The sequence below is a fragment of the Trueperella sp. genome (assembly GCF_043424875.1).
In the GTDB taxonomy this organism is placed as follows: domain Bacteria; phylum Actinomycetota; class Actinomycetes; order Actinomycetales; family Actinomycetaceae; genus Trueperella.
In genome coordinates this window covers 1-24,855 of the sequence record NZ_JBHWPL010000071.1, presented here as the reverse complement: position 1 = coordinate 24,855, position 24,855 = coordinate 1, and the positions used below count along the sequence as shown (strand labels likewise).

The 24,855-nt window shown below is 62.9% G+C and carries 19 protein-coding genes and 2 tRNA genes; 14 read left to right on the top strand and 7 right to left on the bottom strand.

The genetic code is table 11. The features are described 5' to 3' along the window. Together ACHFFR_RS06615 and ACHFFR_RS06610 are read right to left on the bottom strand one after the other, a co-directional pair. Window positions 1-1,367 (bottom strand): GntP family permease (locus ACHFFR_RS06615; protein ID WP_394263472.1); only part of this gene is annotated, 1,367 nt, incomplete at its 3' end. Window positions 1,368-1,403: 36 nt separating this feature from the next. Next, window positions 1,404-2,822, bottom strand: a complete 1,419-nt coding sequence (locus ACHFFR_RS06610; RefSeq protein WP_394263471.1) for a gluconokinase — start codon at window positions 2,820-2,822, stop codon at window positions 1,404-1,406. A 148-nt stretch (window positions 2,823-2,970) separates the two neighbouring features. Between ACHFFR_RS06610 and ACHFFR_RS06605 the strand changes: the two genes are divergently transcribed. From ACHFFR_RS06605 to aspA, 6 genes are all read left to right on the top strand, one after another. Next, the gene (locus tag ACHFFR_RS06605) at window positions 2,971-3,186 is read left to right on the top strand and encodes a hypothetical protein (protein WP_394263470.1); all 216 of its coding nucleotides are present in this window, start codon (window positions 2,971-2,973) and stop codon (window positions 3,184-3,186) included. A 110-nt stretch (window positions 3,187-3,296) separates the two neighbouring features. Beyond that, window positions 3,297-4,898, top strand: a complete 1,602-nt coding sequence (locus tag ACHFFR_RS06600) for an aspartate:alanine exchanger family transporter (RefSeq protein ID WP_394263474.1) — start codon at window positions 3,297-3,299, stop codon at window positions 4,896-4,898. A 314-nt stretch (window positions 4,899-5,212) separates the two neighbouring features. Beyond that, a complete protein-coding gene (locus ACHFFR_RS06595) occupies window positions 5,213-7,021 on the top strand; it encodes an acetolactate synthase large subunit (RefSeq protein ID WP_394263469.1) in 1,809 nt (602 codons plus the stop codon). Beyond that, window positions 7,021-7,554, top strand: a complete 534-nt coding sequence (ilvN, locus tag ACHFFR_RS06590; RefSeq protein WP_394263473.1) for an acetolactate synthase small subunit — start codon at window positions 7,021-7,023, stop codon at window positions 7,552-7,554. Before ACHFFR_RS06595 ends, ilvN begins: the two co-directional genes overlap by 1 nt. 141 nt (window positions 7,555-7,695) lie before the next feature. Beyond that, window positions 7,696-8,721, top strand: a complete 1,026-nt coding sequence (gene ilvC, locus ACHFFR_RS06585; RefSeq protein WP_394263468.1) for a ketol-acid reductoisomerase — start codon at window positions 7,696-7,698, stop codon at window positions 8,719-8,721. A 374-nt stretch (window positions 8,722-9,095) separates the two neighbouring features. Beyond that, window positions 9,096-10,517, top strand: a complete 1,422-nt coding sequence (gene aspA, locus ACHFFR_RS06580) for an aspartate ammonia-lyase (protein WP_394263467.1) — start codon at window positions 9,096-9,098, stop codon at window positions 10,515-10,517. A 122-nt stretch (window positions 10,518-10,639) separates the two neighbouring features. On the opposite strand, the gene ACHFFR_RS06575 is transcribed toward aspA, so the two are convergent. Next, window positions 10,640-11,671, bottom strand: coding sequence for a YeiH family protein (locus ACHFFR_RS06575; RefSeq protein WP_394263466.1), 1,032 nt, complete (start codon window positions 11,669-11,671; stop codon window positions 10,640-10,642). Between the two features lie 179 nt (window positions 11,672-11,850). On the opposite strand from ACHFFR_RS06575, the gene ACHFFR_RS06570 reads away from it, so the two are divergent. From ACHFFR_RS06570 to pflA, 6 genes are all read left to right on the top strand, one after another. Beyond that, window positions 11,851-12,900 (top strand): 3-isopropylmalate dehydrogenase, encoded by a 1,050-nt coding sequence (locus tag ACHFFR_RS06570; RefSeq protein WP_394263465.1) that lies wholly within the window; start codon window positions 11,851-11,853, stop codon window positions 12,898-12,900. A 62-nt stretch (window positions 12,901-12,962) separates the two neighbouring features. Continuing rightward, window positions 12,963-14,108 carry a branched-chain amino acid aminotransferase gene (locus tag ACHFFR_RS06565; protein ID WP_394263464.1) on the top strand — a complete coding sequence of 382 codons (1,146 nt, stop codon included), beginning with the start codon at window positions 12,963-12,965 and terminating at the stop codon, window positions 14,106-14,108. After that, on the top strand, window positions 14,105-15,718 hold the full coding sequence (gene cimA / locus ACHFFR_RS06560) for a citramalate synthase (RefSeq protein WP_394263463.1): 1,614 nt from the start codon (window positions 14,105-14,107) through the stop codon (window positions 15,716-15,718). The genes ACHFFR_RS06565 and cimA overlap by 4 nt, the downstream gene beginning before the upstream one ends. A gap of 198 nt (window positions 15,719-15,916) precedes the next feature. After that, window positions 15,917-17,986, top strand: a complete 2,070-nt coding sequence (gene pflB, locus ACHFFR_RS06555; protein WP_394263462.1) for a formate C-acetyltransferase — start codon at window positions 15,917-15,919, stop codon at window positions 17,984-17,986. Window positions 17,987-18,050: 64 nt separating this feature from the next. Continuing rightward, on the top strand, window positions 18,051-18,305 hold the full coding sequence (gene grcA2 / locus ACHFFR_RS06550; protein ID WP_394263461.1) for an autonomous glycyl radical cofactor GrcA2: 255 nt from the start codon (window positions 18,051-18,053) through the stop codon (window positions 18,303-18,305). A gap of 84 nt (window positions 18,306-18,389) precedes the next feature. Next, window positions 18,390-19,292 carry a pyruvate formate-lyase-activating protein gene (gene pflA, locus ACHFFR_RS06545; protein WP_394263460.1) on the top strand — a complete coding sequence of 301 codons (903 nt, stop codon included), beginning with the start codon at window positions 18,390-18,392 and terminating at the stop codon, window positions 19,290-19,292. Between the two features lie 19 nt (window positions 19,293-19,311). On the opposite strand, the gene ACHFFR_RS06540 is transcribed toward pflA, so the two are convergent. The 4 genes from ACHFFR_RS06540 to ACHFFR_RS06525 all read right to left on the bottom strand — a co-directional run bounded on the left by ACHFFR_RS06540 (window position 19,312) and on the right by ACHFFR_RS06525 (window position 23,104). Then, on the bottom strand, window positions 19,312-20,028 hold the full coding sequence (locus tag ACHFFR_RS06540) for a YggS family pyridoxal phosphate-dependent enzyme (RefSeq protein WP_394263459.1): 717 nt from the start codon (window positions 20,026-20,028) through the stop codon (window positions 19,312-19,314). A 3-nt stretch (window positions 20,029-20,031) separates the two neighbouring features. Continuing rightward, window positions 20,032-22,716 carry a DEAD/DEAH box helicase gene (locus ACHFFR_RS06535; RefSeq protein WP_394263458.1) on the bottom strand — a complete coding sequence of 895 codons (2,685 nt, stop codon included), beginning with the start codon at window positions 22,714-22,716 and terminating at the stop codon, window positions 20,032-20,034. Next, on the bottom strand, window positions 22,717-22,959 hold the full coding sequence (locus tag ACHFFR_RS06530; RefSeq protein WP_394263457.1) for a hypothetical protein: 243 nt from the start codon (window positions 22,957-22,959) through the stop codon (window positions 22,717-22,719). It lies immediately after the preceding gene. 71 nt (window positions 22,960-23,030) lie between these two features. Then, a tRNA-Lys gene (locus ACHFFR_RS06525) sits at window positions 23,031-23,104 on the bottom strand. Window positions 23,105-23,261: 157 nt separating this feature from the next. On the opposite strand from ACHFFR_RS06525, the gene ACHFFR_RS06520 reads away from it, so the two are divergent. Together ACHFFR_RS06520 and ACHFFR_RS06515 are read left to right on the top strand one after the other, a co-directional pair. Further along, the gene (locus ACHFFR_RS06520) at window positions 23,262-24,191 is read left to right on the top strand and encodes a RimK family alpha-L-glutamate ligase (RefSeq protein ID WP_394263456.1); all 930 of its coding nucleotides are present in this window, start codon (window positions 23,262-23,264) and stop codon (window positions 24,189-24,191) included. A 168-nt stretch (window positions 24,192-24,359) separates the two neighbouring features. Further along, a tRNA-His gene (locus ACHFFR_RS06515) sits at window positions 24,360-24,434 on the top strand. Window positions 24,435-24,855 lie beyond the last annotated feature (421 nt).

Sequence of the window (24,855 nt, the reverse complement as noted above, 5' to 3'; positions counted from 1 at the left end):
GATCTCCAGACCTTCAGCGTGGCCTTCACGTCCATGCCCATGAGTCGGCCAACGAGCCAGAAGCCAGAATCGTTGACGTGCGATGCGAAGACCGAACCGGCCGACGCGGCCAGCACAATGCATGCCACGCCGAGCGCGCCCATGTCGCCCGCAGCCACAGCCTGCTCAACGGACGGCGCGACAAGAGCGGCTGCCGTCAACAGGGCAACGGTTGCCGAACCCTGTGCCAGACGCAGCGCGACGGCGATGAGGTATGCGGCGAGGATGATCGGGATACCCATGTCGTTCATGACTCCCGAGAGTGCATCGCCGATGCCCGACGCGCGCAGAACGCCACCGAACATGCCACCGGCGCCGGTGATAAGGACGACCGAGGAGATCGGGCCGAGTGCAGAATCGACAACCTTCTCGAGCGTGTCCTTATCCTCAGCAACCTTCTTGCCGAGCACGATCATGGCAACGAGCACCGAGATCAGCAGGGCGATCGGCGTGTTTCCGAGCATGATGAGGAACTGAACGAAGGAGTTCTCGCCGTCAACCTTGCCAGCCTCCGCTGCCATGGTCAGGCCGGTGTTGAAGAAGATGAGGACGACGGGCAAGAGCATGAGGCTAATAACCGTGCCAACCGACGGTGGGTTCTTCGCGAGCTGGTCGTCCGGAATGGAACCGAAGAGGTCGGGCATCTTCACGTTCACGCGCTTCGCGATGTACTTACCCCACAAAAGACCGGTGACATAGAAGGTCGGAAGTGCGACGACGATACCGAGTGCCATCACCAAGCCCATGTTCGCGCCCAAGAGTGAGGATGCGCCGACGGGGCCGGGATGCGGCGGCACGAACACGTGCATCACGGAGAACGCGGCCGCAGTGGGGATGCCGTAGTAGATGACGTTGCCACCGAGCCGGCGTGCAACGGCAAAGACGATCGGGAGCATGACCACGAGGCCGGCGTCAAAGAAGATCGGGAAGCCCATGATGAGCGAGGCGATGCCGAGCGCAAGCGGCGCGCGATGCTCGCCGAAGCGGTTGATCATCGCGTCGGCGAGAACCTTGGCGCCGCCCGATGCTTCGACGAGCTTGCCGAGCATCGCGCCCAAGCCGACCAGCAGTGCAACCGATCCGAGTGTGCTGCCGAAGCCGCCAACCAGAGTGTTCACGATTTCGGTGATTGGTACGCCCGTTGCCAGAGCGGTCAGGATCGAGACGAGGATGAGGGTCAGGAACGCGTGGAGCCTGAACATGATGATCGCCACGAGGATAAAGGCGATCGCGGCGAGAGCGATTCCAAGAAGTGGGCCTGCGCCCATCGTCTGTTCCCAGCCTTCTGTGACTTGAAACAGGGGAATCGATTCCATGAGCGAGGGCATGAGTGCCTCCTTTGAGTGTTGTGTGATGGTGAAAAACTAGGCGCCGGTTTTGTTGTAGGCGTCGAGGTACTTGCCGAATTTAGCGAGGTACTTTTGCACGGACTGCGAATTCGGTGTGACAGGGTCGAGCAACGGCGGCGTGTAATCGGCCGCGTCGCCCTGGCCGAGTGCTTGGGCGCCGAGCAGAGCCGCGCCGATGAGGGAGTTTTGTGCTTCTTCCGTGGGATGAATTGTGCGCCCGAGGATGTCCGCCGCCATCTGAGTCCACTGCTGGGAGTTGAGGATGCCGCCGGAGAGGATGATCTGCTCGGGTTCGTCGTTGATCCGCATGAGCGCCTGGAACGATTGCTTGAGGTTGAACAGGGCACCCTCGCGAATCGCGGCCACCATATGCTTCCATTCGTGATGCGGCTCGAGCCCCACGAAGCCGCCGCGGCGGGTGTCATCCCAGCCCGGCGACCGCTCGCCAAAGACGAACGGGAGGAAGACCGGACTGTCGATGTCAGGGGTGATGCCCTCTTCCATCTCCTGGTAGCTCAGCCCTGCGGGCAGGTGCTGCTTCTTGTACCAATCGAGCACGTTGGTTGCGCCCGAGGTGGCGGCGCCCGAGAGCCAGTTCTTGGCGCCGAGGTAGCACCACACGTTGTGGCGCGGATCGAGCGTGGGTTCGGTTGTCGACACGCGCAGGGCGCCCGACGTTCCCACCGACATCGACATGACGCCCGGCTCCATGCCGCCAGAGCCCACCTGGTTCAGGCCGCCGTCGGGCTCTGCTGGTAGGACGGGCGTGCCCTCGGGCACTCCGAGTCGCTTCGCGCCCGTCGCCGGCAGTGGCGCGGTTTCGTCCCAGGGAACCACGCGGGGGAGGTTGTCCTCCGAGATGCTCAGAACGTCGAGGTGATCGGCGTCGTACTCTCGCGTGGTGATGTCGAGCAGGCCCGTGCCCGAGGCCATCGACTCCGAGCTCACGAACTCGCCGGTGAGGCGATAGAAGATGAACGTTCCCTGCCCCATGATCCGCGACCGCCACAGCTTGTGACCCTTCGACGCGAGGTACTGAAGCTTGAAGAAGGGAAATGACGCGTTGGGGATGCCGCCCGTTCGCCGGTAGTACGCGTCAATGTACTCCGGATCCGTGCGATGCCCCTGAGCAATCGACGACGCCCCGGTGAAGTTCCACGCGTAGCACGGGGTGGTCGGCCAGAAATCGTCGTCGAGCAACATGACCGAATGCCACGTGCCGCCGAGCGCAACGATCCCAACTTCCTTGTCGGAATGCTGCGCCATGAGGTCACGCGAGGCTTCGCACAGCGCGTCGTAGACGATGTTCGGATCCTGCTCGACGCTATTCATCTCCGGGTAGTTGCGAGTTTCCACGATGGTTTCGCCAGTTTCGCGGCGGTAGAGCATCGCCTTCGCGGAGGTGGTTGATGCTTCGAGAGCAAGCACGTACATAGTGATGTCCCTTCCCTAGGTAGTCGGAGGGCGCCTACACGCGCCAGGACCTCTGTCGAGGCTAGTGAGAGTTAACTCACATCGTGCTCCCTAATCGTACATTTTGCCTACTCGTGAAGCGTGTGTATTAAATGGTTATTCTGGAGCCATGGACGGCAATTTCAACAAGCGCGTGCGAATCTTCATCGGCGCGGCCCTCGTGTTCGTCGGCATCCTCCTCATCGGCCCCACGATGCGCGGCGCCAGCCTCGGCGAAGCCTTCGCGGAAAACTGGATGATCATCATTGGCATGGCGATCGTCGCGGCGGCCATCGCCTTTTTCGTTCCGCTCTCCGATCGCAAGCGCGACGACGACGCGCGGTAGTCGCCCGTAAGGTTGATCACCATGGCCTGTTTCGGGCCCTTTGACCGCGCTGAACACGCCGTCGTCGTCCGATAATAGATACCGGTTTCAAATTTCGTTGAAGGACGATGATGATCGCTGTTTTTGAATTTCTCGCCTCGCAACCAGTGCTCCTTGTATTTTTCCTTGTGGGTCTTGGCATGCTGTTCGGACACATTAGGGTCAGGGGCATTTCGCTAGGCGCGGCCGCCGTGCTGTTCGTGGCAATCGCCATCTCGGCATGGGGTGCGTCGATGGGTGTGGACGTGCTCGTGCCACACGAGGTGGGTACGCTGGGCCTCGCGCTGTTTGCCTTCACGATCGGAAACAACTCGGGTCCGTCCTTCTTTGAAAACGTGCGCAAGGCAGTGGGTCCGATGGTCTCGTTGGTGGCGCTCTACGGGGCCGTGGCCGCGATTGGATACGTCGTGGGCCGATTCGTCTTCGACATGGACATCTCGTTGATCTCGGGTACCTTCGCCGGCTCGGTTACCAATACCCCCGCGCTGTCGGCAGCGGGAGAGGCCTCCGGCGACTCGGCCACTGCAACCGTTGGCTACTCGATCGCCTACCTGTTCGGCGTGATCGGCATGCTCGCTGCCGCGTTCCTCGCGTTGCGCAAGGCCCACGAGGACACGGATAAGCCCGAGCCCGTCACGCACGTGACCCTGCGCGTTGATCGCGATGATCAGCCTCGCCTCGGCGAACTCGTTGGTCTGCTGAAGAAGCCGGTGGAAATCTCGCGCATGCGCCGCGGCGAGACCGGGCCCATCTGGATCCCGACCCGCAACGACATCCTCGAAAAGGATGACCTGCTGACCGTCGTCGGCACCAACGCCGAACTGTCCCAGCTCGAAGAACTGGTCGGCCACCGCTCCTCGCACTCGCTGCGCGCCGACCGCCGCTTCCTCGACTTCCGCCGCATCACCGTCTCCGAGCCCAAGCTCGCGGGCATGACAATCGCGGAGCTTGACGACGTGCTCACTGAAAAGTTCGGCGCCACCGCCTCGCGCATCCGCCGCGGCGATTCCGACCTCCTTGCGATTCCCGACTTCATGGTCGAGATGGGAGACCGCATTCGCGTCATCGGCCCGACCTCGAACATGAAGGCGATCTCCAAGTTCTTCGGCGATTCGTCGAAGGGATTGACTGACATCAACCCCGTGACGCTGGGCCTTGGCATCGCCCTTGGCATGGCCATCGGCACGATCAAGATCCCGCTGCCGGGTGGTTCGGGCATGGCGATCGGCGCTGCCGCTGGCGCGCTCATTGTGGGCCTCATCTTTGGCCGCCTCGGCCGCATCGGCAAGCAGGTCACGGCGCTTCCGAACACGACGAACACAGTGCTCGCGGAGGTCGGCCTCTTGCTCTTCCTTGCTCAGGCGGGAACCAACGCGGGCGCACAGATCCTCGTGGCCTTCTCCTCGGGTACGTGGATCGAGATCCTCGTGCTCGGCGTCATCATGACGACGGCGCTCGCGGTTGGCCTCTTCTTTGTGATGCGCGGGCTGTTCAAGATCGGCAATACCCAGTTCTCGGGCATGCTTGCTGGCGCGCAGACTCAGCCGGCCGTCCTCGCGTTCGCCAACTCGCGCACGAACTCCGATCCGCGCGTGTCGCTCGGCTACGCGCTCGTCTACCCAGTGGCAATGATCGGCAAGATTCTCGTGGCCACGGTTCTGGGCTCGCTCTAGCTCGCGGCGCTAGCCTGCCGGGCTCCGGCGGGCCGCTCGGGGTCCGCCGAGAGCGTCCGCTTGGCAAGACCGTTATCCAACTATTGAGACGAGCCGGAAATAATTTGGAGCGTCCGTGGTAGGCGGGTTACGGTAAGACCATGACGAACATCCTCGTAGTAATTAACCAGCGCACCAGCAGGTAAGACCTGCGACGGTGCGCCCCTCGGAACACTCGAGGGGTTTTTTAATGCCCGGACCACGTGAATCCCGCACGGATCCTCGCTGGGCATGGCTACGAACGGATCTCGTCACACCGAACTCAAGGAGGAACAATGGCTAAGACGCCAACACCGCCCAAGGTCAAGGAGAAGTCGCCAACGACTATCCGCGAAAAGGCCACCGGTGCAAGCGCAGTCATCCGCTCGCTCGAAGAGCTGGGAGTCAAGAGTGTCTTCGGTCTACCTGGAGGAGCCGCACTCCCGTTGTATGACGCGATTTTCCAGTCCACGAAGATTCGCCACATTCTCGTACGTCACGAGCAGGGCGCAGGCCACGCAGCCGAGGGACTCGCTGTATCCACGGGTGAGGTCGGCGTATGCATCGCCACCTCGGGCCCGGGCGCATCCAACCTCGTCACCACGCTGCTCGACGCCTACCTTGATTCGGTTCCGCTCGTGGCCATCACCGGCCAGGTCGGCGCAAACCTCATCGGCACCGACGCCTTCCAAGAAGCCGACATCATCGGCGCCACGATGCCATTCGTGAAGCACTCCTTCCTCATCACCGATGCGGACGAGATCCCTGCACGCATGGCCGAGGCCTACCACCTTGCCAAGACTGGCCGTCCCGGCCCGGTTCTCGTGGACGTCACGAAGTCTGCGCAGAACGACCCCTGCGAATTCGTCTGGCCCCCGAAGATGGATCTGCCCGGCTACAGCCCCCAGGTCAAGCCGTCCCTGCGCATGGTTCGCGAAGCGGCCCGTCTCATCGCCGGCGCACACAAGCCCGTCCTTTACGTGGGCGGCGGAGTCGTTCGCTCGCGCGGCCATGAGGAACTGGCCGAGCTGGTCAAGGCCACCGGCATCCCCGTGGTCACCACGCTTCAGGCTCGCGGCGCGTTCCCGGACGCCGACCCGCACCACCTCGGCATGCCCGGCATGCACGGCACGGTTCCGGCCGTTGCCGCGCTGCAAAAGGCAGACCTGCTCATCACCCTCGGCGCACGCTTCGATGACCGCGTCACCGGCAAGCTGGATGAGTTCGCGCCCGGCGCCAAGGTCATCCACGCCGACATCGATCCCGCCGAAATCGGCAAGAACCGCCAGGTCGACGTCGCTATCGTCGGCGACGTCAAGGAAACCATCACGGCCCTCGTGGACGAGATGGAACCCACCTACGAGCAGTACGGCAAGCCCGACCTCACACAGTGGTGGGAATTCCTCAACCACCTGCGCGAGACCTACCCGGTGGGCTACGAAGAGCCCGACGACGGCCTGATGAGCCCGCAGTACGTGCTCTCGCGCCTCGGCGCGCTCGCGCCTGATTCGATCTTCACCACGGGCGTCGGCCAGCATCAGATGTGGGCCCAGCAGTTCATCCCGTGGAAGTTCCCCGGCCAGCTCGTCAACTCCTGTGGCGCCGGCACGATGGGCTTCGGCGTCCCCGCCGCGATGGGTGCCAAGGTCGGCAACCCGGATAAGACGGTTTGGTGTATCGACGGCGACGGCTCCTTCCAAATGACCAACCAGGAGCTCGCCACCTGCCGGCTGAACTCCATCCCAATCAAGGTTGCCCTGATCAACAACTCCTCGCTGGGCATGGTGCGCCAGTGGCAGAACCTGTTCTACGACGGCCGGTTCTCGCACACCGACCTCAACACGGGCCACGGCACCGTGCGAATCCCGGACTTCGTCAAGATGGCCGAAGCCTACGACTGCCACGGCATTCGCGTGGAGAAGCCAGAAGACGTCGATGCGGCGATCGAGGAAGCGATGTCGGTCAACGACCGGCCCGTCGTCGTCGAATTCGTCGTCTCGCCGGACTCGATGGTCTGGCCGATGGTTCCCGCCGGCGTCTCAAACGACGACATCCTGTACGCGCGCGAGCTGCGCCCAATCCACGAAGATGAGGAACAAGCATGATCAACCACCGTCATACCCTCTCGGTTCTCGTTGAGAACAAGCCGGGCGTGCTTGCCCGCGTCTCTGGTCTCTTTGCGCGCCGCGCATTCAACATCCACTCGCTCGCAGTGGGCCCGACCGATGACCCCGAGCTGTCGCGGATCACGCTCGTGGTCGACACCGACGACGAGGCCTTCGATCAGCTGACGAAGCAGCTCAACAAGCTCGTCAACGTCATCAAGATCACCGAGCTCGAGGAATCGAACGCCGTTCAGCGCGAGCTGATCCTCGTCAAGGTCAAGGCCGACGAGGCCACCCGCACCTCCGTCATCCAGATCGTGGAGCTCTTCCGCGCGCACATCGTCGACGTCGTGCCCGATGCTGTCACGATCGAGGCGACCGGCGGCGAGATGAAAGTCAAGGCCCTCTTGGCTGCCCTCGAGCCCTACGGCGTGAAGGAAATCGTCCAGTCTGGAGCCGTGGCCATCGGCCGCGGTGCGCGGTCCATGACGGAAACCGTTGCCGCCGAGCGCAAGCAGCTGCGCGGTGCCTAAGGGCGCCTAACGCAGGGTGCCTAACTCAGGGTGCCTAACTAGGAGCGCCGGCGCAATCCGCGACGCCTACCTAGTGGGACGCTCAACCAACCACAGCCCATTCATTTTAGAATCCACGTAGCCCACCTAAGGAGAATTACAGTGGCAGAGATTTATTACGATTCCGATGCAGACCTGAGCATCATCCAGTCCAAGAAGGTCGCCGTCATCGGCTACGGATCGCAGGGCCACGCACACGCGCTGAACCTGCGCGACTCGGGAGTCGACGTCGTCGTTGGACTTCGCGAAGGTTCCAAGTCGGTTGCGAAGGCCAAGGACGAGGGCCTGAAGGTCGCCTCGATCGAGGATGCGGTGAAGGAAGCCGACGTCGTGATGATTTTGGCGCCGGATCAGCACCAGCGCACGGTCTACGCCGAGCAGATCGAGCCGAACCTGAAGGATGACGCAGCGCTGTTCTTTGCCCACGGCTTCAACATTCGCTTCGGCTACATCAAGCCGGGCGAGGGCCACGACGTGTGCATGGTTGCCCCGAAGGGCCCAGGCCACACGGTTCGTCGCCAGTACGAAGACGGGCGCGGCGTGCCCGACATCGTGGCTGTCGAGCAGGACGCGTCTGGTCAGGCATGGGATCTCGCCCTGTCGTACGCGAAGGCCATCGGAGGCACCCGCGCGGGCGCCATCAAGACCACCTTCACCGAGGAGACCGAGACGGATCTGTTCGGCGAGCAGACGGTTCTGTGTGGCGGCGTCTCGCAGCTCATCCAGTACGGTTTTGAGGTTCTGACCGAGGCTGGCTACCAGCCGGAGATCGCCTACTTCGAGGTGCTTCACGAGCTCAAGCTCATCGTTGACCTCATCAACGAAGGCGGTCTGACCAAGCAGCGCTGGTCCATCTCGGATACGGCCGAGTACGGCGACTACGTCTCCGGTCCGCGCGTCATCACGCCGCAGGTCAAGGAGAACATGGAAGCGGTCCTCAAGGACATCCAAGAAGGCAACTTCGCCACCCGATTCATCGAGGATCAGGACGCCGGCGCGCCGGAGTTCACCGACCTTCGCAAGAAGGGTGAGGATCACCCGATCGAGAAGGTCGGCGTGGAGCTTCGCAAGATGTTCGCATGGGAGACGGTCGACGAGGACTACGTGGACGGCTCGGCAACACGCTAGGCGAGCGGCCATCTCGCTGGCCGACTGGCTGGTTGCTGGCCGACTGGCTGGTTGCTGGCCGGGCGGTCACCCCGCCGCTGGCCGCGGCACATGACAACCAAAGAGGGCGGTTCCACCCGGATCCGCCCTCTTTGACTTAGCGTACGGTCTCGCTAATCAGGTCGACGGCAATAGCAGGCGATCTGGCACAGTGCGGCTACCAGGCAGCTTCAGACGACTGGCAATGGCAGGCGATCTGGCACAGTTCGGTCACCTTGCAGCTCCAAGTGGCCTAGCATCTTCAGAAGGCCCGGCAGGCTCGGGTCACACTTTTTGACATCCCACGGCACGAGCCAGCGGCACGCAGCGCCGCCGCTCAGAATTAAGGAGACCACATGGTTGAGTCCCGCATCGAAAAAGACCTCTTGGGCGCTCGCGAGATTCCCGGCGATGCGTACTACGGCATCCACACTCTGAGGGCCACGGAGAACTTCCAAATCTCCGGGCGCACGATGAACGACTATCCAGAGTTCGTTCAGGGCATGGTGCTGACCAAGAAAGCGGTGGCGCTCGCGAACCGCGACACGCGCGTTTTGCCGAAGAAAACCACCGACGCCATCGTCGCCGCGTGCGATCTGATGCTGGAAGATGGCAAGGCCATGGATCAGTTCCCGATCGACATGTTCCAAGGTGGCGCCGGCACATCGGTCAACATGAATACGAATGAGGTCGTGGCGAACCTTGCGCTCGAGGTCCTCGGGGAAGACAAGGGCACGTATTCGGTCATCAACCCGAATAACGACGTGAACAAGTCGCAGTCCACGAACGACGCATACCCCACCGGCATCCGCATCGCCCTGTACAAGCTCGTCGAAACCCTCATCGAGGAAGTTCAGGCGCTCGCGGCCTCACTAGGCGCGATCGCCGAGAAGAATCAGAACGTGATCAAGATGGGCCGCACCCAGATGCAGGATGCTGTTCCCATGACGGTTGGTCAGGAGTTCGGCGCGTTCCGCACCCTCATGGAAGAGGAGGTGCGCTACCTGCGCCAGGAGATGAAGCTCCTTCTTGAGGTCAACCTCGGAGCAACGGCAATCGGCACGCGGCTGAATACTCCTCCCGGATTCCAGGAAGCCGCAGTCCAGCGACTTGCCGAGGTGACGGGATTCGAGATCACCGGGGCTCCGGATCTCATCGAGGCGACCTCGGATACCGGTGTGTTCGTGGCGGTCTCCGGCTCGTTCAAGCGCTTGGCAACAAAGGTGTCGATGATTTGCAACGACCTTCGCCTGCTGAGCTCGGGCCCGCGCGCGGGGCTGCATGAGATTAACCTGCCGGAGATGCAGGCTGGATCGTCGATCATGCCTGCCAAGGTGAATCCGGTGATCCCGGAGGTCGTCAATCAGGTGTGCTACAAGGTCCTCGGTAATGCCACGACGGTTGCATTTGCCTCCGAGGCCGGCCAGCTCCAGCTCAACGTCATGGAGCCGATCATCACCCAGTGCCTGTTCGAGGACGTGTACATCTTGCGCAACGCGCTGCGGACTCTCCGCGAGCGTTGCGTCGATGGCATCACGATCAATGAGGAGGTCTGCAAGGCCAACGTCATGAACTCGATCGGCATCGTGACCTACTTGAACGAGCTCATCGGACACGACGAGGGCGATTCGATCGGCAAGGAAGCGGCGGCCACGGGCAAGGGTGTGCGCGAGATCGTGCTCGAGCGCGGTCTGCTTACTGAAGAACAGCTCGACGAAGCACTTTCTGTCGAAAACCTCATGAATCCGCGCTACATCGGCGCCTTCTACGACGAGTAAAACGCACGCTTACCCGCCACAGCGTTGAAAACGAGGGCGCTGGGAGCACGATCTTCGCTATATGAAGACATCGGGCTCCCAGCGCCCCGCAAATCTACGGGTGCGGCAGTATCGCCGCGTTTTTAGACGAGCAACATCGCGCAGGCGTAGGAGATTGCCGCCGCGAGAATGCCGGATACGAGCGAGAGTACAACTGATGCCCGCCCGCGGCTCAGTACGGATCGGATATCGACGGCTGCTCCCATGCCGACCATCGCCGCCGTGAGGAACAGGGACGCGAAGAGCTTGATCGTCGAGGGCAACACGTGTGCGTCCGGAAGATCGAGCACGGTTCGCAGGATCACCATGGCCACAAAGCCAGCAACGAAGAGTGGAACGAGCGGGGGAGCCTTGGCCACAACGTCGCTTCCCGTAGCTTGCGAGGCGTGGCTGGCCGAGCGGCGGCGCATAACCAATCCGACCAGCACCACCATCGGGGCGAGGGTGAGTACGCGGCCAAGCTTGGTGGCGACTGCCACCTGCTGAACCTCGGGCGAGACGAACCCGCCACCGGCCACGACCTGCCCTACCTCGTGGATGGCCGAGCCGATCCACACGCCCGCTGGCATGACGTCCATGCCGACCGCGTTAATGATGGCAGGCAGCGCAAGCATTGAGACGGTTCCGAAGATCGTCACGCCCGCGAGCGCCGTAGCCGCGGATTCTTCGACTCTCCGGCTGTTCTTGCCGTCATCCACGACCGCCGACATCGCTGCGATCGCGGACGCGCCACAAATAGAGGTGCCCGTTGCAACCAGATAGCGGTCGGGCATGTCCATTCTCATCAAGCGTCCCACTGCCAGCGTGCCCATGAACGTTCCGAGCACGGTGGCGAGAATCGTCAAGAGAGCCCCGAGCCCGAGGTCCACGATCACGCGCAGTGAGAGTTGGAAGCCTAGAAGAACAACGCCCGCGCGCAGCACCTTCTTCGATACGAACTTCACTCCTGGATCCGCGGCTGGTGGTATGAGCCCGACGTTGCGCATCACCATCCCCAGCACAATGGCGACGAGCAGCGCCGACAGGGTGGGAACCAACATGTTAATGCCGTAGGCAATTGCCGTCGCCACAGCGACGAGCGCGAAACCGGGGAGGTAGATGCGAAGTGAGTTCATATATTCACTATTGCACCGCGACCTCGACAAACGCCAAATCGTCTCGCAGTGGTGCTCGTCCCGCGGCGCCACATCGCAGCGCTGGCCGGGCATCGATATCCGCCGCCGCCAACCCCGCACACGTGTCCAGAACGTGAAAGTACCGGCTCAGAATGTGGGCGGTTGCCTAGACTTTGTCCATGGCTATTGAACTTGCAGTGATCCCTGGTGATGGTATCGGCCCCGAGGTTGTGGCAGAGGCCCTCAAGGTACTCGACGCCGTGACAGATGGCGAGGTCACCTTCAACAAAACCACTTACGATCTTGGCGCCGAACGCTACCACCGCACGGGCGAGGTCCTGACCGACGCCGAGCTGGACGACATCAAGTCCAAAGACGTCATTTTGCTTGGAGCCGTCGGCGATCCGTCGATGCCCTCGGGCGTGCTGGAACGCGGCCTGCTCCTCAAGCTCCGCTTCGAGCTCGATCAGTACGTGAACCTGCGCCCCTCGAAGTATTACGAGGGCGTCCCCACCCCGCTCGGCGACCCCGGCGAGATTGACTTCGTCGTGGTCCGCGAGGGCACCGAGGGCCTGTATGCGGGTAACGGTGGCGTGGTCCGCGAGGGCACCCCGCACGAGATCGCAACCGAAGTCTCGGTCAACACCCGCTACGGCGCGGAGCGCGTCGTCCGATTCGCGTTCGAGCAGGCGCAGGCGCGCCGCAAGAAGCTCACGCTCGTCCACAAGCACAACGTGCTCGTCAACGCTGGACATCTGTGGCGCCGCACCGTCGAAGAGGTCGGCGCGGACTACCCCGAGGTCGCTACCGATTACCTGCACGTCGACGCGGCCACGATCTTCCTCGTCACCGATCCGGGCCGCTTCGACGTGATCGTGACCGACAACCTCTTCGGCGACATCCTCACCGACGAGGCGGGCGCCATCACCGGCGGCATCGGCCTGGCCGCATCGGGCAACATCAATCCGGACAAGACTTTCCCGTCGATGTTCGAGCCCGTCCACGGCTCGGCCCCGGACATCGCCGGCCAGTCGAAGGCCGATCCGATTGCAACCATCTCCTCGATTGCGATGATGCTGGACTTCCTCGAGTATCCTGAGCTTGCGCAGAAGGTACGCGCCGCTGTCGACGCCGACATGGCAGCCCGCGCCGAAGCGGCCTCGCAGGGATCCCCGCTCATTCGCACGACGCAGGAGATCGGCGACGCCGTGGTCGGGCTACTCGCGTAGACACCCGGCGCCAGCCGCACCACCCGCTCGCGCGCCCGAAGAAAAAGAAAAGAGAGGACGACATGCGCCAGCCAACAGATCTAGAGAACCTTGCAGCCCAGCCGATTGCCGGCGCGGACGAACTCGCAGGGGCGTTCGCCGTTCAGCCGCATGATGCGCTGAAGTCGGCGGACGAGCACGCGCGCGTGTTTTCCAACCTCAGTTTCGGCGTGGACTTCACTGACTACATGGCTCACGCCACGTGGACGGCGGAGCGAGGCTGGCACAACAAAGTCGTGGAGCCGTACGGGCCGCTGACGCTTGATCCGGCCGGCGCCGTCCTGCACTACGGCCAGGAGACCTTTGAGGGCATGAAGGCCTACCGCCACGATGACGGGTCGATCTGGACGTTCCGCCCCACCTACAACGCGGCGCGTATCAACATGTCGAACCGCAGGCTCGCCATTCCTGAAATCGCGCGCGAGGACTTCGTGGCATCGATCGTGGATCTCGTGCGCGCGGATGCGCGCTGGGTGCCCTCCGAGCCGGGAACCTCGCTCTACCTGCGCCCCTTCGTCTTTGCCTCGGAGTCGTTCCTTGGTGTGCGCGCGGCCTCGCGCTACGAGTACCTCGTCATTGCCTCGCCCTCGGGCGCGTATTTCAAGAATGGCCTCCAGCCGATTGATCTGTGGGTGGACCGCCAGTACCACCGCGCGGGCCCGGGCGGCATGGGTGATGTGAAGACGGGCGGCAACTACGCCTCGTCGCTGCTGCCGAAGGTGCGCGCGTCCCAGACCGGTTTCGACGAGGTGCTCTTCCTTGACGCCGCGACGAACACGAATATTGACGAGCTGGGCGGCATGAACATTTTCGTGGTCATGGCAGATGGTTCGGTCAAGACCCCGGTGCTCAACGGCAACATTCTGCCCGGTGGCACGCGCTCGTCGATCATCCAGCTGCTCGAATCGCACGGCACGCCCGTGTCCGAAGAGACGATCTCGCTCCAATCGGTCATCGACGGCCTGGCCTCCGGTGAGGTCGCGGAAATGTTCGCGTGCGGAACGGCCGCGGTGGTCACCCCGATTGGCCGCCTGGCCTCGGATGACTTCGACATCGAGGTGCCCCTCGGAGACGTCACCCACGCGATCTACGATGAGCTCACGGCCATCCAGCTCGGCCACCTCGAGGATCGCTTCGGGTGGTTGTACAAGATCGCCGATGCCTCATGAAGGTTTTCGTCTACGACACAACGCTTCGCGATGGCGCCCAGCAGGAGGGCATCAATCTCTCGGTTGCCGACAAGCTGGCGATGCTCCCGCAGATCGAGGCGATGGGAGCCGATTACATTGAGGGCGGCTGGCCGGGTGCGATCCCGCGCGACACCGAGTTCTTCAACGCGCTCAAAAACAGTAATCCGCTCGAGCGCGCCACGCTGACGGCGTTTGGCGCGACGACGAAGGCCGGCGTACCTGCATCCGAGGACGCCCAGGTGGCCGCGTTGCTCGACTCGGGCGCGCCCGTGATCTGCCTTGTGGCCAAGTCGGATATCCGCCACGTCGAGCAGGCCCTGCGCACCACGGGCGAGGAAAACCTGCGCATGGTTCGCGATACCGTGGCGTTCCTGCGCGAGCAGGGCCGCGAGGTCATGGTGGACCTGGAGCACTTTTTTGACGGCTTCATCGCGGACCCCGCCTACACGGCGTCGGTGGCCGCAGAGGCGCTGACCGCCGGCGCATCGTGGGTGGTCCTGTGCGACACGAACGGCGGCACGCTGCCCACCTCCATCACGCGAATCATCGGCGACCTCACGGCGCGACTCGAGGGCCACGGCGTCGTCGATCCGGCGCTTGGTATTCACACGCACGACGACGCCGGGTGCGCGGTTGCGAACACGATCGCCGCGGTTGATGCCGGGTGCCGGCAGATTCAGGGCACCATCAACGGCTACGGGGAGCGGACGGGCAATGCGAATCTGCTGACGGCCGTGGCGAATCTCGCGCTCAAGACGGACTACGAGACGGTGGAGCCCGAGCAGCTCGCGGACTTCACGTCCGTCTCGCACGCCATCGCGGAGCTGACCAACATGGCGCCGCAGATGCGCCAGCCGTACGTGGGCAATTCCTCGTTCGCGCACAAGGCCGGACTGCACGCCTCGGCCATCCGCGTGGATCCCAACCTGTATCAGCACATCGACCCCGAGCGCGTGGGCAATGGCATGCGGATGCTCGTCTCGGATATGGCCGGCCGCTCCTCGGTGGAGCTCAAGGCCCGCGAGTTCGATATCGATTTGTCGAACCGCAAGGAGGAACTCGGCGAGATCACGCGCCGCGTCAAGGAAGCAGAAGCCCAGGGCTACACCTACGACGCCGCGGACGCCTCCTTCGAGCTGCTCGTGCGCGAGGTGCTCGATGGCAAGCGGATCGCGTTCTTTGATGTGGAGCAGTGGTCGACGGACATTACGTCCATGCCGGGCGACATCGGCGCCACGGTCAGCGAGGCGCGCGTCAAGCTGCACGCCGGCGGCCAGCGCCTCATGCGCATGGGGGAGGGCGTGGGCCCGGTCCATGCGCTCGACGAGGCCCTGCGCGCCGCGCTCACGCCGGTGTACGAGGACCTCGAGTCGATGGCGCTCACGGACTTCAAGGTGCGCATCCTCGATTCGGCCAAGGGCACCCGCGCCGTCACGCGCGTCATGATCACGATGCAGGACTCCGACGGCACGTGGACCACGGTCGGGATCGGCGACGACGTCATCGAGGCTTCGTGGGAGGCGCTCACGGACGGCTACGTCTACGGCTTGCTCCGCTCGGGCGAGACGCCCGTACCCGCGAGTGCCTAGCCGAGCGCACTGGGCAGGGCCCTCAGTCCCAGAGTTGAATCGTTCTACTTTCACCTCCAGCGATACCGACCAAAAATCGCCATTTTTCGCGTGTGAGGTGCGTCCCGATGGCTCAAACGTGCAAGCCCGTCTCATAGAATGGGAGGGAATCACAACGGAGCTTAAGGAGCAAAACGAGTGACCATCGACGCCGGTTCAATGACAGACACGAAGCAGTGGGACGGTTTTGAAGCAGGTACGTGGACTTCGATGATTGACGTCCGCGATTTTATCCAGAGGAACTACACCCCGTACGAGGGCGATCAGGAGTTCCTGGTTGGCCCTACCAAGAAGACTTTGCAACTGTGGGACACTCTCGAAAAGAATTACCTCTCGGTCGAGCGCGAGAAGCGCGTTTTCGACGTTGACACCGAGACCCCCGCGGATGTTGACGCGTTCGGTCCGGGTTACATCTCCGAAGACGACGACGTGATCGTCGGCCTCCAGACGGATGTTCCGCTCAAGCGCGCCATGATGCCGTACGGCGGCTGGCGCATGGTTGAGACTTCCATCAAGGAAGCGGGCAAGGAGGTTAACGAGGATGTGAAGGAGATCTTCACCCGTTACCGCAAGACCCACAACCAGGGCGTCTTCGACGTATACACCCCGCGCATCCGCGCAGCTCGCTCCTCGCACATCATCACCGGCCTGCCGGACGCCTACGGCCGCGGCCGCATCATCGGCGACTACCGCCGCGTGGCGCTCTACGGCGTTGACCGCCTGATCGCCGAGAAGCAGAAGGACAAGGACCGTCACTCGGAGCAGCCGTTCTCGCAGGACTGGGCACGCGACCGCGAGGAGATCTCCGAGCAGATCCACGCGCTGCACAAGCTCAAGACCATGGCCGAGGGCTACGGTTTCGACATCTCGCGCCCTGCCGAGACGGCTCAGGAAGCAGTCCAGTGGACGTACTTCGGCTACCTCGGTGCGATTAAGTCGCAGGACGGCGCCGCCATGTCGTTCGGCCGCCTCTCCGGATTCTTCGACATCTACTTCGAGCGTGACTTCGAGCGCGGCATCCTCACCGAGGAGCAGGCGCAGGAGATCATCGACTCGCTCATCATCAAGCTGCGTATCGTTCGCTTCTTGCGCACCGAGTCCTATGACGACATCTTCTCGGGCGATCCGTACTGGGCAACCTGGTCGGACGGCGGCTTTGGCACGGACGGGCGCACGCTCGTCACGAAGACCTCCTTCCGTCTGCTCAACACGCTGGTCAACCTTGGCCCGGCCCCCGAGCCGAACATCACGATCTTCTGGTCGGAGAAGCTGCCCGAGGGCTACAAGCGCTTCTGTGCAGAGGTTTCGATCGAAACGTCCTCCCTCCAGTACGAGGCCGATCACCAGATCGTCAAGCACTGGGGCGACGACGCCGCGATTGCCTGCTGCGTCTCGCCGATGCCCGTTGGCAAGCAGATGCAGTTCTTTGGCGCTCGCGTGAACGCCGCCAAGTCGCTCCTCTACGCCATCAACGGTGGCCGCGATGAGATGACCGGCAAGCAGATCGTGGAAGGCTACGAGCCGATTCAGGGCGATGGCCCGCTCGACTTCGACGAAGTGTGGATGAAGTACGAAGAGATGCTGACCTGGGTTGTGGAAACCTACGTCGAAGCGCTCAACATCATCCACTGGAGCCACGACAAGTACGCCTACGAGGCCATCGAGATGGCTCTGCACGACACGGATATCGTTCGCACGATGGGCTGCGGTATCGCTGGCCTGTCGATCGTCGCCGATTCGCTGTCCGCCATCAAGTACGCGACCGTGACCCCGGTTCGCGACGAGACCGGCCTCATCGTCGACTACATCACCGAGGGCGACTTCCCGCGCTACGGTAACGACGACGACCGTGCCGATGATATCGCGGCCACGATCGTTCACACGGTCATGTCGAAGATCAAGGCGATCCCGATGTACCGCAACGCGATCCCGACCCAGTCGGTCCTGACCATCACCTCGAACGTGGTCTACGGCAAGAACACCGGTAACTTCCCGTCGGGACACCGTGCAGGCACGCCGTTCGCACCCGGTGCGAACCCGGAGAACGGTGCGGATACGCACGGCATGCTCGCGTCGATGCTCTCGGTGGGCAAGCTTGACTACAACGACGCGCTCGACGGCATCTCGCTGACGAACACGATCGTCCCGACCTCGCTTGGTCGCGACAAGAACGAGCAGATTGGCAACCTCGTGGGCATCATGGATGCCGGCATGGTCGCCAAGGGCTGATTGCTTCAACGATAGAATTTCCCCAGCACGGTAAACTTTGGACAAGGTCCATAAAGGAGAAGAAATGGCAAACGTTAAGACGTACGAAGAGCGCCTCGCATCGATGAAGGCTCAGCGCGAAGAGAACGGTGGCGTTCAGGGTCTGTACCACGCGAACGTCAACGTCCTGAACCGCGAAACCCTCGAGGACGCAATGGAGAACCCCGAGAAGTACCCGCAGCTCACGGTCCGCGTGTCGGGCTACGCGGTGAACTTCGTGCGACTCACGCGCGAGCAGCAGCTCGACGTCCTGTCGCGCACCTTCCACGACTCGATGTAATAACACAGCAATCGGTGCCGGGCGCGGGGATATGGTTCCACGCGCCCGGTACACTTTTCGCCTAGGTTTTTCACAAGGACGGTTATGGCACAAAGATCGCTAGACGCCCGCCGGTATTTCGCCGGCGAAGGATCGACGGGCGAGTATCGCCCCGAACCTCTCGAGTTTGAGGTCCCCCGCGAAGCGGGTGCCGGACTCGACGGCATCGAGCTCGCTCCCGAGATGAGCCGCGAGGATCATTTCAAGGCCGTGCGTGCAGGCGACGTGGGATCCGTGCATTCGTGGGAACTCGTCACGGCCGTGGACGGCCCGGGAACTCGCATGACCGTGTTCCTTGCAGGCTGCCCGCTGCGCTGCCTGTACTGCCACAACCCCGATACCCTGCACCTGCGTGACGGCACGCGCGTGACCGCCGACGCCCTGCTCGACCGCATCAAGCGCTACAAGACCGTGTTCAACGTGACGAACGGCGGCGTGACCTTCTCCGGCGGCGAGCCACTCATGCAGCCGGCCTTCCTCGCCAAGCTCCTGCGCGGAGCCAAGGAAGCCGGCATTCATACGGCGATCGACACGTCCGGATTCCTCGGCCGGGCGCTCACGGACGAGATGCTCGACGACGTCGATCTGGTCCTGTTGGATATCAAGTCCGGCTTGCCCGGGCACTATGAGCGTACGACGGGGCGCAAGCTTCAGCCGACGCTGAACTTCGGCCAGCGGCTCTCCGCGGCCGGCAAGGAGATCTGGATCCGTTTCGTGCTGGTGCCGGGCCTGACGGATGATCGCGAGAACATCGAGGCCGTGGCCGAGATCGTCTCGCACTGGGAGAGCGTCGCGCGCGTTGAGGTGCTGCCGTTCCACCAGATGGCGCGAGATAAGTGGGACACGCTCGGGCTCGAGTATCAGCTCGAGAGCGTGGAGCCGCCCTCGAAGGAGCAGACCGAGGAAGCCAGGGAGATCTTCCGGGCCGCGGGCTTAACGACCTTCTAGCGCACACCTGCCAGCGCGTCTACGGGCGAGGGCGCTGCCCAAATACCGCGGTTCCCACGCGGACGATGGTGGATCCTTCGGCGATCGCAATCTCGAGATCGCCGGTCATGCCCATGGACAATTCGGTCGCGGCAGCCAGCCCAAGGCGCTCCCGCATGGCCTCAGACAGCGCCCGGGTCAGCGCGAAACTCTCGTGAATTCGCCCCTCGTCGCTCGTGTTCGCGCCGATGGTCATGAGCCCATCAATGCGCACGAGATCCAGCTCCAAGATGCCCTCGGCGAGGTCAAGCAGATGATCGGGGTGACACCCGCTCTGGGTGGTAGCGCCCGATGAATTGACCTGAATGAGAATGGGATACGGGCCCTGCGCGAGCCCCTCGGAGATCCGCGCCTCTTGCCGGCGCGCAATGCGCGTGGCGGTCTTGAGCGAGTCAACCGTGTCGATGCGATCGGCGTTATCCATCGCAGCTCGAAGTTTATTGGACTGCACCGGGCCGATCACGGTGTTCGTCGTCGTGAAGCCGGCCTCGCGCATGCCCGCCGTCGACTCCTGTAGCTGCTGAACCACGTTGTGCCCGAACGTCGTTGCGCCCGCCTGCGCCGCCTCCACAAGATTGGCGAGCGGCTGATGCTTCGCGGCGAGCATGAGGGTCACGGCCTCCGGGTCGCGCCCGGCCGCCGTCGCGGCGGCGGCGATCCGCTCGCGCACCAGCTCAACGTTGTGTGTGATCGACATGTCCTACCGTTCCCCGAGCTTGATCATGTGCATGACGAGCTCGTCTGCCTCGTCGGAGGCGTCCAGATCGACGACGGCCCATATCGCCCACGTCATCTCGGCCTCGCCGCTCGGCGGCTCGGCCGAGCCCTCGTCGTCGAGAATCTGAATCGCGAGCCAAAGCCTGCCCTGCTTGTGGCCTTCCAGCCACGATGAGGCGGTCTCCTCGTCGGCGCCCGCCTGCAAAAGATCAGCGTATGAGGGGTCCTCGAGGATCGAGAAGAACCGATCGGAGCGCGAATCCATGCCCGTCCCGAGGGTGGCGTAGACGTCCCAGTAGGGATCCATCGCGTCCGCCCAGCGGTCGCCGTCCCAACCATCGGCGCCGTCCAACCGGTCAAGGAGATCGTAATCGTCGCGGTCCAGAGCTTCGATCCGGCGGAACATGGCGTTGCGAATGGCCTTGCGAAGCGCGTGCTTGTTGCGGGTGAAGGCAACGTTGCCGTCCTCGTCCGCGCCGAAGGCGGCTTCTTCGCCGCTCGTGGCGTCGTCGTCGGCAAGCAGGTCGAGCTCGTCGAGGGTGACGCGGCCGTCGGCGAGCGCCTCCCACTCATCGAGCAGCGAGGAATCGATCGAGCGCACAAGGCGCCCGAGCCAGTCGATAATCGCCTCGACCTCGTCGGTGCGGAACTCGTAGGGCACGGTTTGGCGTAGCGCCCGGTAGGTATCCGTGAGGTAGCGCAGCACCACGCCCTCGGAGCGCGCCAGATCGTAGCGGGAGATGAACTCGGAGAAGGTCATGGCCTCCTCGATCATCATCCGAACGATCGACTTGGGCGAGAGCTCGTGTCCGGCCACCCACGGGTTCGTCTGGGAGTAGGTTTCGAGCGCAGGCTCGAGGAGGTCGGCGAGCGGGCGCGGCCACAGCACCTCGTCGGCCAGCGCCATGCGCTCGTTGTACTCCACGCCCTCGTTCTTCAGCTTGCCGATGAGCTCGCCGCGCGCCTTCTTGCGCTGGGCGATGAGCACCGGCGTGGGGTCTTCCTGCACGGCTTCGATGATGGAGACGACGTCGAGCGCGTAGGTCGCGTCGTCCTCGTCCAGGAGCTCGAGGGCGGCGAGCCCGAAGGGAGACAGCGGCGAATTGAGCGCGAAGTCGTCCGGCACGTCCTTAGCAAAGCGAATCGCGGGCTCGCCCGGATGCTCGCCGCGCCAAACGCGATCCTCGTGCACGATGACCTCCGCGGTGCGCAGGGAGGAGTAGACGTCCAAGGCGCGGCGGATGAATCGGTTGCGCGGGGTTTTCGGCTCGTGGTTATCGGTGAGCATCTTGACGATCGCCGGCACCGGATCAGGGCGCTGCAGCAGGTTCAAGATCATCGCGTGATCCACCCGGAACTGGCTCGTCAGCTTCTCCGGCTCCGCTTCCTTGAGGCGCTCGAACGTGCGCTGCGACCACGAGACCTCACCCTCGGGCGCCTTCACCTTCTGCACGCGCTTGATGCGCACCGGATCGTCGCCCGCCTTGCGCAGGCGCCGCGCGTTTTCGATGTCGTGTTCGGGGGCTTGCACGACGACGTAGCCGATCGTGTCGTAGCCCGCGCGGCCCGCGCGTCCCGCGATCTGGTGGAACTCGCATGCGCCGAGGTTGCGCATGCGCGAGCCGTCGAACTTGGTCAGCGACGTGATGAGCACGGTGCGAATAGGAACGTTGATGCCCACGCCAAGCGTGTCGGTGCCGCAGATGACGACGAGCAGGCCCGCCTGGGTCAGGCGCTCAACGAGGCGCCGGTAGCGGGGGAGCAGACCCGCGTGATGCACGCCCACGCCATTGCGGAGCATCTTCGACAGGGTCTGGCCAAAGCCCGGGCTGAATTTGAAATTGCCGAGCGCGGCGCGGATGCGTTCGCGATGCTCGGTGGAAATCAGGGCCATCGACATGAGCCCCTGCGCCTGGGCCACCGCCTCGCGCTGAGAAAAGTGCACGACGTAGACGGGCGCCATGTGTGTGGCCACCAGCTCTTGGATCTGCTCGCCAACCGGCTCCGTCGAATAGGTGAAGTGCAGCGGTACTGGCCGGACGGCGTCGTCGACCACGGATACCGGCCGGCCCGTACGCTTCTGGAGGTCCTCGACGAACAGGCTCGTGTCTCCAAGCGTTGCAGAGAGCAGGACCTGCTGGGCTTGTGGGAGGTCGAGTAGGGGGACCTGCCACGCCCAGCCGCGCTGCGGATCGGCGTAGAAGTGGAATTCGTCCATGACGACCACGCCGACGTCGGCGTCCGGGCCCTCGCGCAGGGTGATATTTGCGAGGATTTCGGCTGTTGCGCAGATGATGGGCGCGCCGGCGTTAATCGACGAATCACCCGTGATCATGCCGACGTTGTGAGCGCCGAATTCGCGGATGAGGTCGAAGAACTTCTCCGATACGAGCGCCTTGAGCGGCGCCGTGTAATACGAGGTGCGGCCGGTGGCAAGGCCTGCGAACAGCGCCTGAGCGGCGATGAGCGACTTGCCCGAGCCGGTAGGCGTGGAGACGATGACGTGATCGCCCGCCACGATGTTGATCAGCGCCTCTTCCTGATGCGGGTACATCTGCTTGCCTGTGGAGGTGAACCACGAGGTGAAGGCGTCGTGGATCGCTTCGGGGGAGGGCGCGAGGCCGTGCTCGTCCTCGAGGCGATCGAGTGCGTGATTAAGAGATGTCACTCAGACTCCGGGGGTCTCGTCGGTACCTGCGGTGTCGTCTGTTGCGTCGGCGTCGTCGGTGCTCTGACGGCCACGAGCGCGAGCGCGCGAGATCTCGGCGAGCGCGAGGAGCCCGGCAAGGACGAGGAAGATCACTCGTTCAGTGGAGTTCGCCGTGAACGCGAAAAACAGCAGTGCGATGAAGGCAACGACCATCACCGGGTTGAACGTCGATTCCCAGAACAACCTTTGCAACGGGCCCATGGCGCCTCCGATCGGTACGGTGTCATCCTATACAAAACGGCGGCCAACCGAAGTTAGCCGCCGTTGATTCGTACATCGCCTGGGACTCGAACCCAGAACCCCCTGATTAAGAGTCAGGTGCTCTAGCCAGTTGAGCTAGCGATGCGCAACGTTGATCAACTTTAGTTCTAATCGCGGGTGCGGGCAAATATTTTTCGCAAAATTGCTTGTGAACTCTGGCACGTGAGCTGCGCGGTGGCCGCGGGATTCCAGGAAACGCAAACAGTGAACAAACAGGCAGAAAATCAACTAGAGTGGCAGTCGTGGCTGAACCAAAAGTTTTTCTTGCAACCTCTGAACAACTGCCCAATCTCGATCAGGATGAGCAGGCGCTTCCGGACGCACTCCGAGAGCGCGGAATCGAACCGGTCGTCGCCGTCTGGAACGATCCTGATGTGAACTGGGCAGAGGCGGATCTCGTCGTCGTGCGTTCCGTTCGCGATTACGCGAAGGACCCGAAGGCGTTCATCACGTGGGCCAAGTCCATTCCGCGCATCGCCAACTCGGCGAACACCATGGAATGGAACATGGACAAGCACTACATGCAGGCACTCGAGAAGCTCGGCTTGCCGGTTATCCCGACGACGTGGCTTGAGCCCGAGCAGAAGCTCTCGAAGCAGCAGATCCACTCGCGCTTCCCGTCCAATGGCGATTTCGTCATCAAGCCGGCCGTCTCCTCGGGCGGTCGTGGCACGGGCCGATACACGGCAACCGACGCGCAGTCGCGCTCAGACGCGATCAAGCACGCCCAGTACGAACTCGAAGCCGGCCGCACCGTCATGGTTCAGCGCTACCTCGAAGAAATTGACGTCGCTGGTGAGACCTCGCTGATCTATCTCAACGGCCTGAGCTCCTACCAGGTGGAAAAGGAGCCGATGCTCCACCCGCGCTACCGCAATCCGCGCGATTCGGGAGTTATTGAAGAAGTTGCCCGGTCCACGGATCCGTCCGAGGAATCGTGGCGCTGGGGTGAGCGCATCCGTCAAGCTCTGCACGCCCATATCAAGAACATGCTCGGCCGCGATGAGCTGCTGCTGTTCAACCGTGTGGATCTCGTGCGCGGTGCACCGGACTCGCCCGAAGAGTTCTACGTCATGGAGATTTCGCTCATCGACGGCTCGCTCTACCTGTCCGCAGATCCGGACCACCTCGAGCGTTTCGCCGACGCCATCCAGATGCGAGCCTTCTGGTAAAAGCTCTGGGGCGTTCCAGCTAGCCGCTGGCGCGCCCCGGCGAAGTTTTCCCCGCGCCCGGATGCGATTCTGGGACGCCGCTGGTCAGGTGACGGTCTTCACCGCCGGCAATTTAGTGGCGGAAGACTTTGCTTGATATAGTCTCTTATCGTTGCGTTCGCGCACATGGTGGCTGTAGCTCAGTGGTAGAGCACCTGGTTGTGGTCCAGGATGTCGCGGGTTCAATCCCCGTCAGCCACCCCAAATGGGAGAGGTTCAAACCCTCGACAAGAGTAACCACTCTTTGTCCGGTTTGAACCTCTCCCTTCTTCTTCGCTTCAGCGGCCCAGTTCAGAGCGTTCATCTGCTCCTCGGTGTCGCAGAGTGAACCGAAGGGCCGCTCGTACTCGACCCGTACATCTCCTTCTTCCTCGATGAAGATCCGGTGAAAGAACGCCTGATTGCACAGTCGTCGGTTTGCGTCATCAGCACGCTCATACACGCTGACGATGTTGGCGAGCAGCCCGAGCGAGTCATCGAGGTTTGCTCTCGCTGACGCATATTCATCGTGGTGCGCTTCGATTCGGTGCTGAATGTCTCCGATCTGATCCGCGATGCGATCCTGCTCCTGCTTTAACAGGTCTATCGGTACCGTACCCGCGTAGTGGGCCTGCAAAAGCTTCAT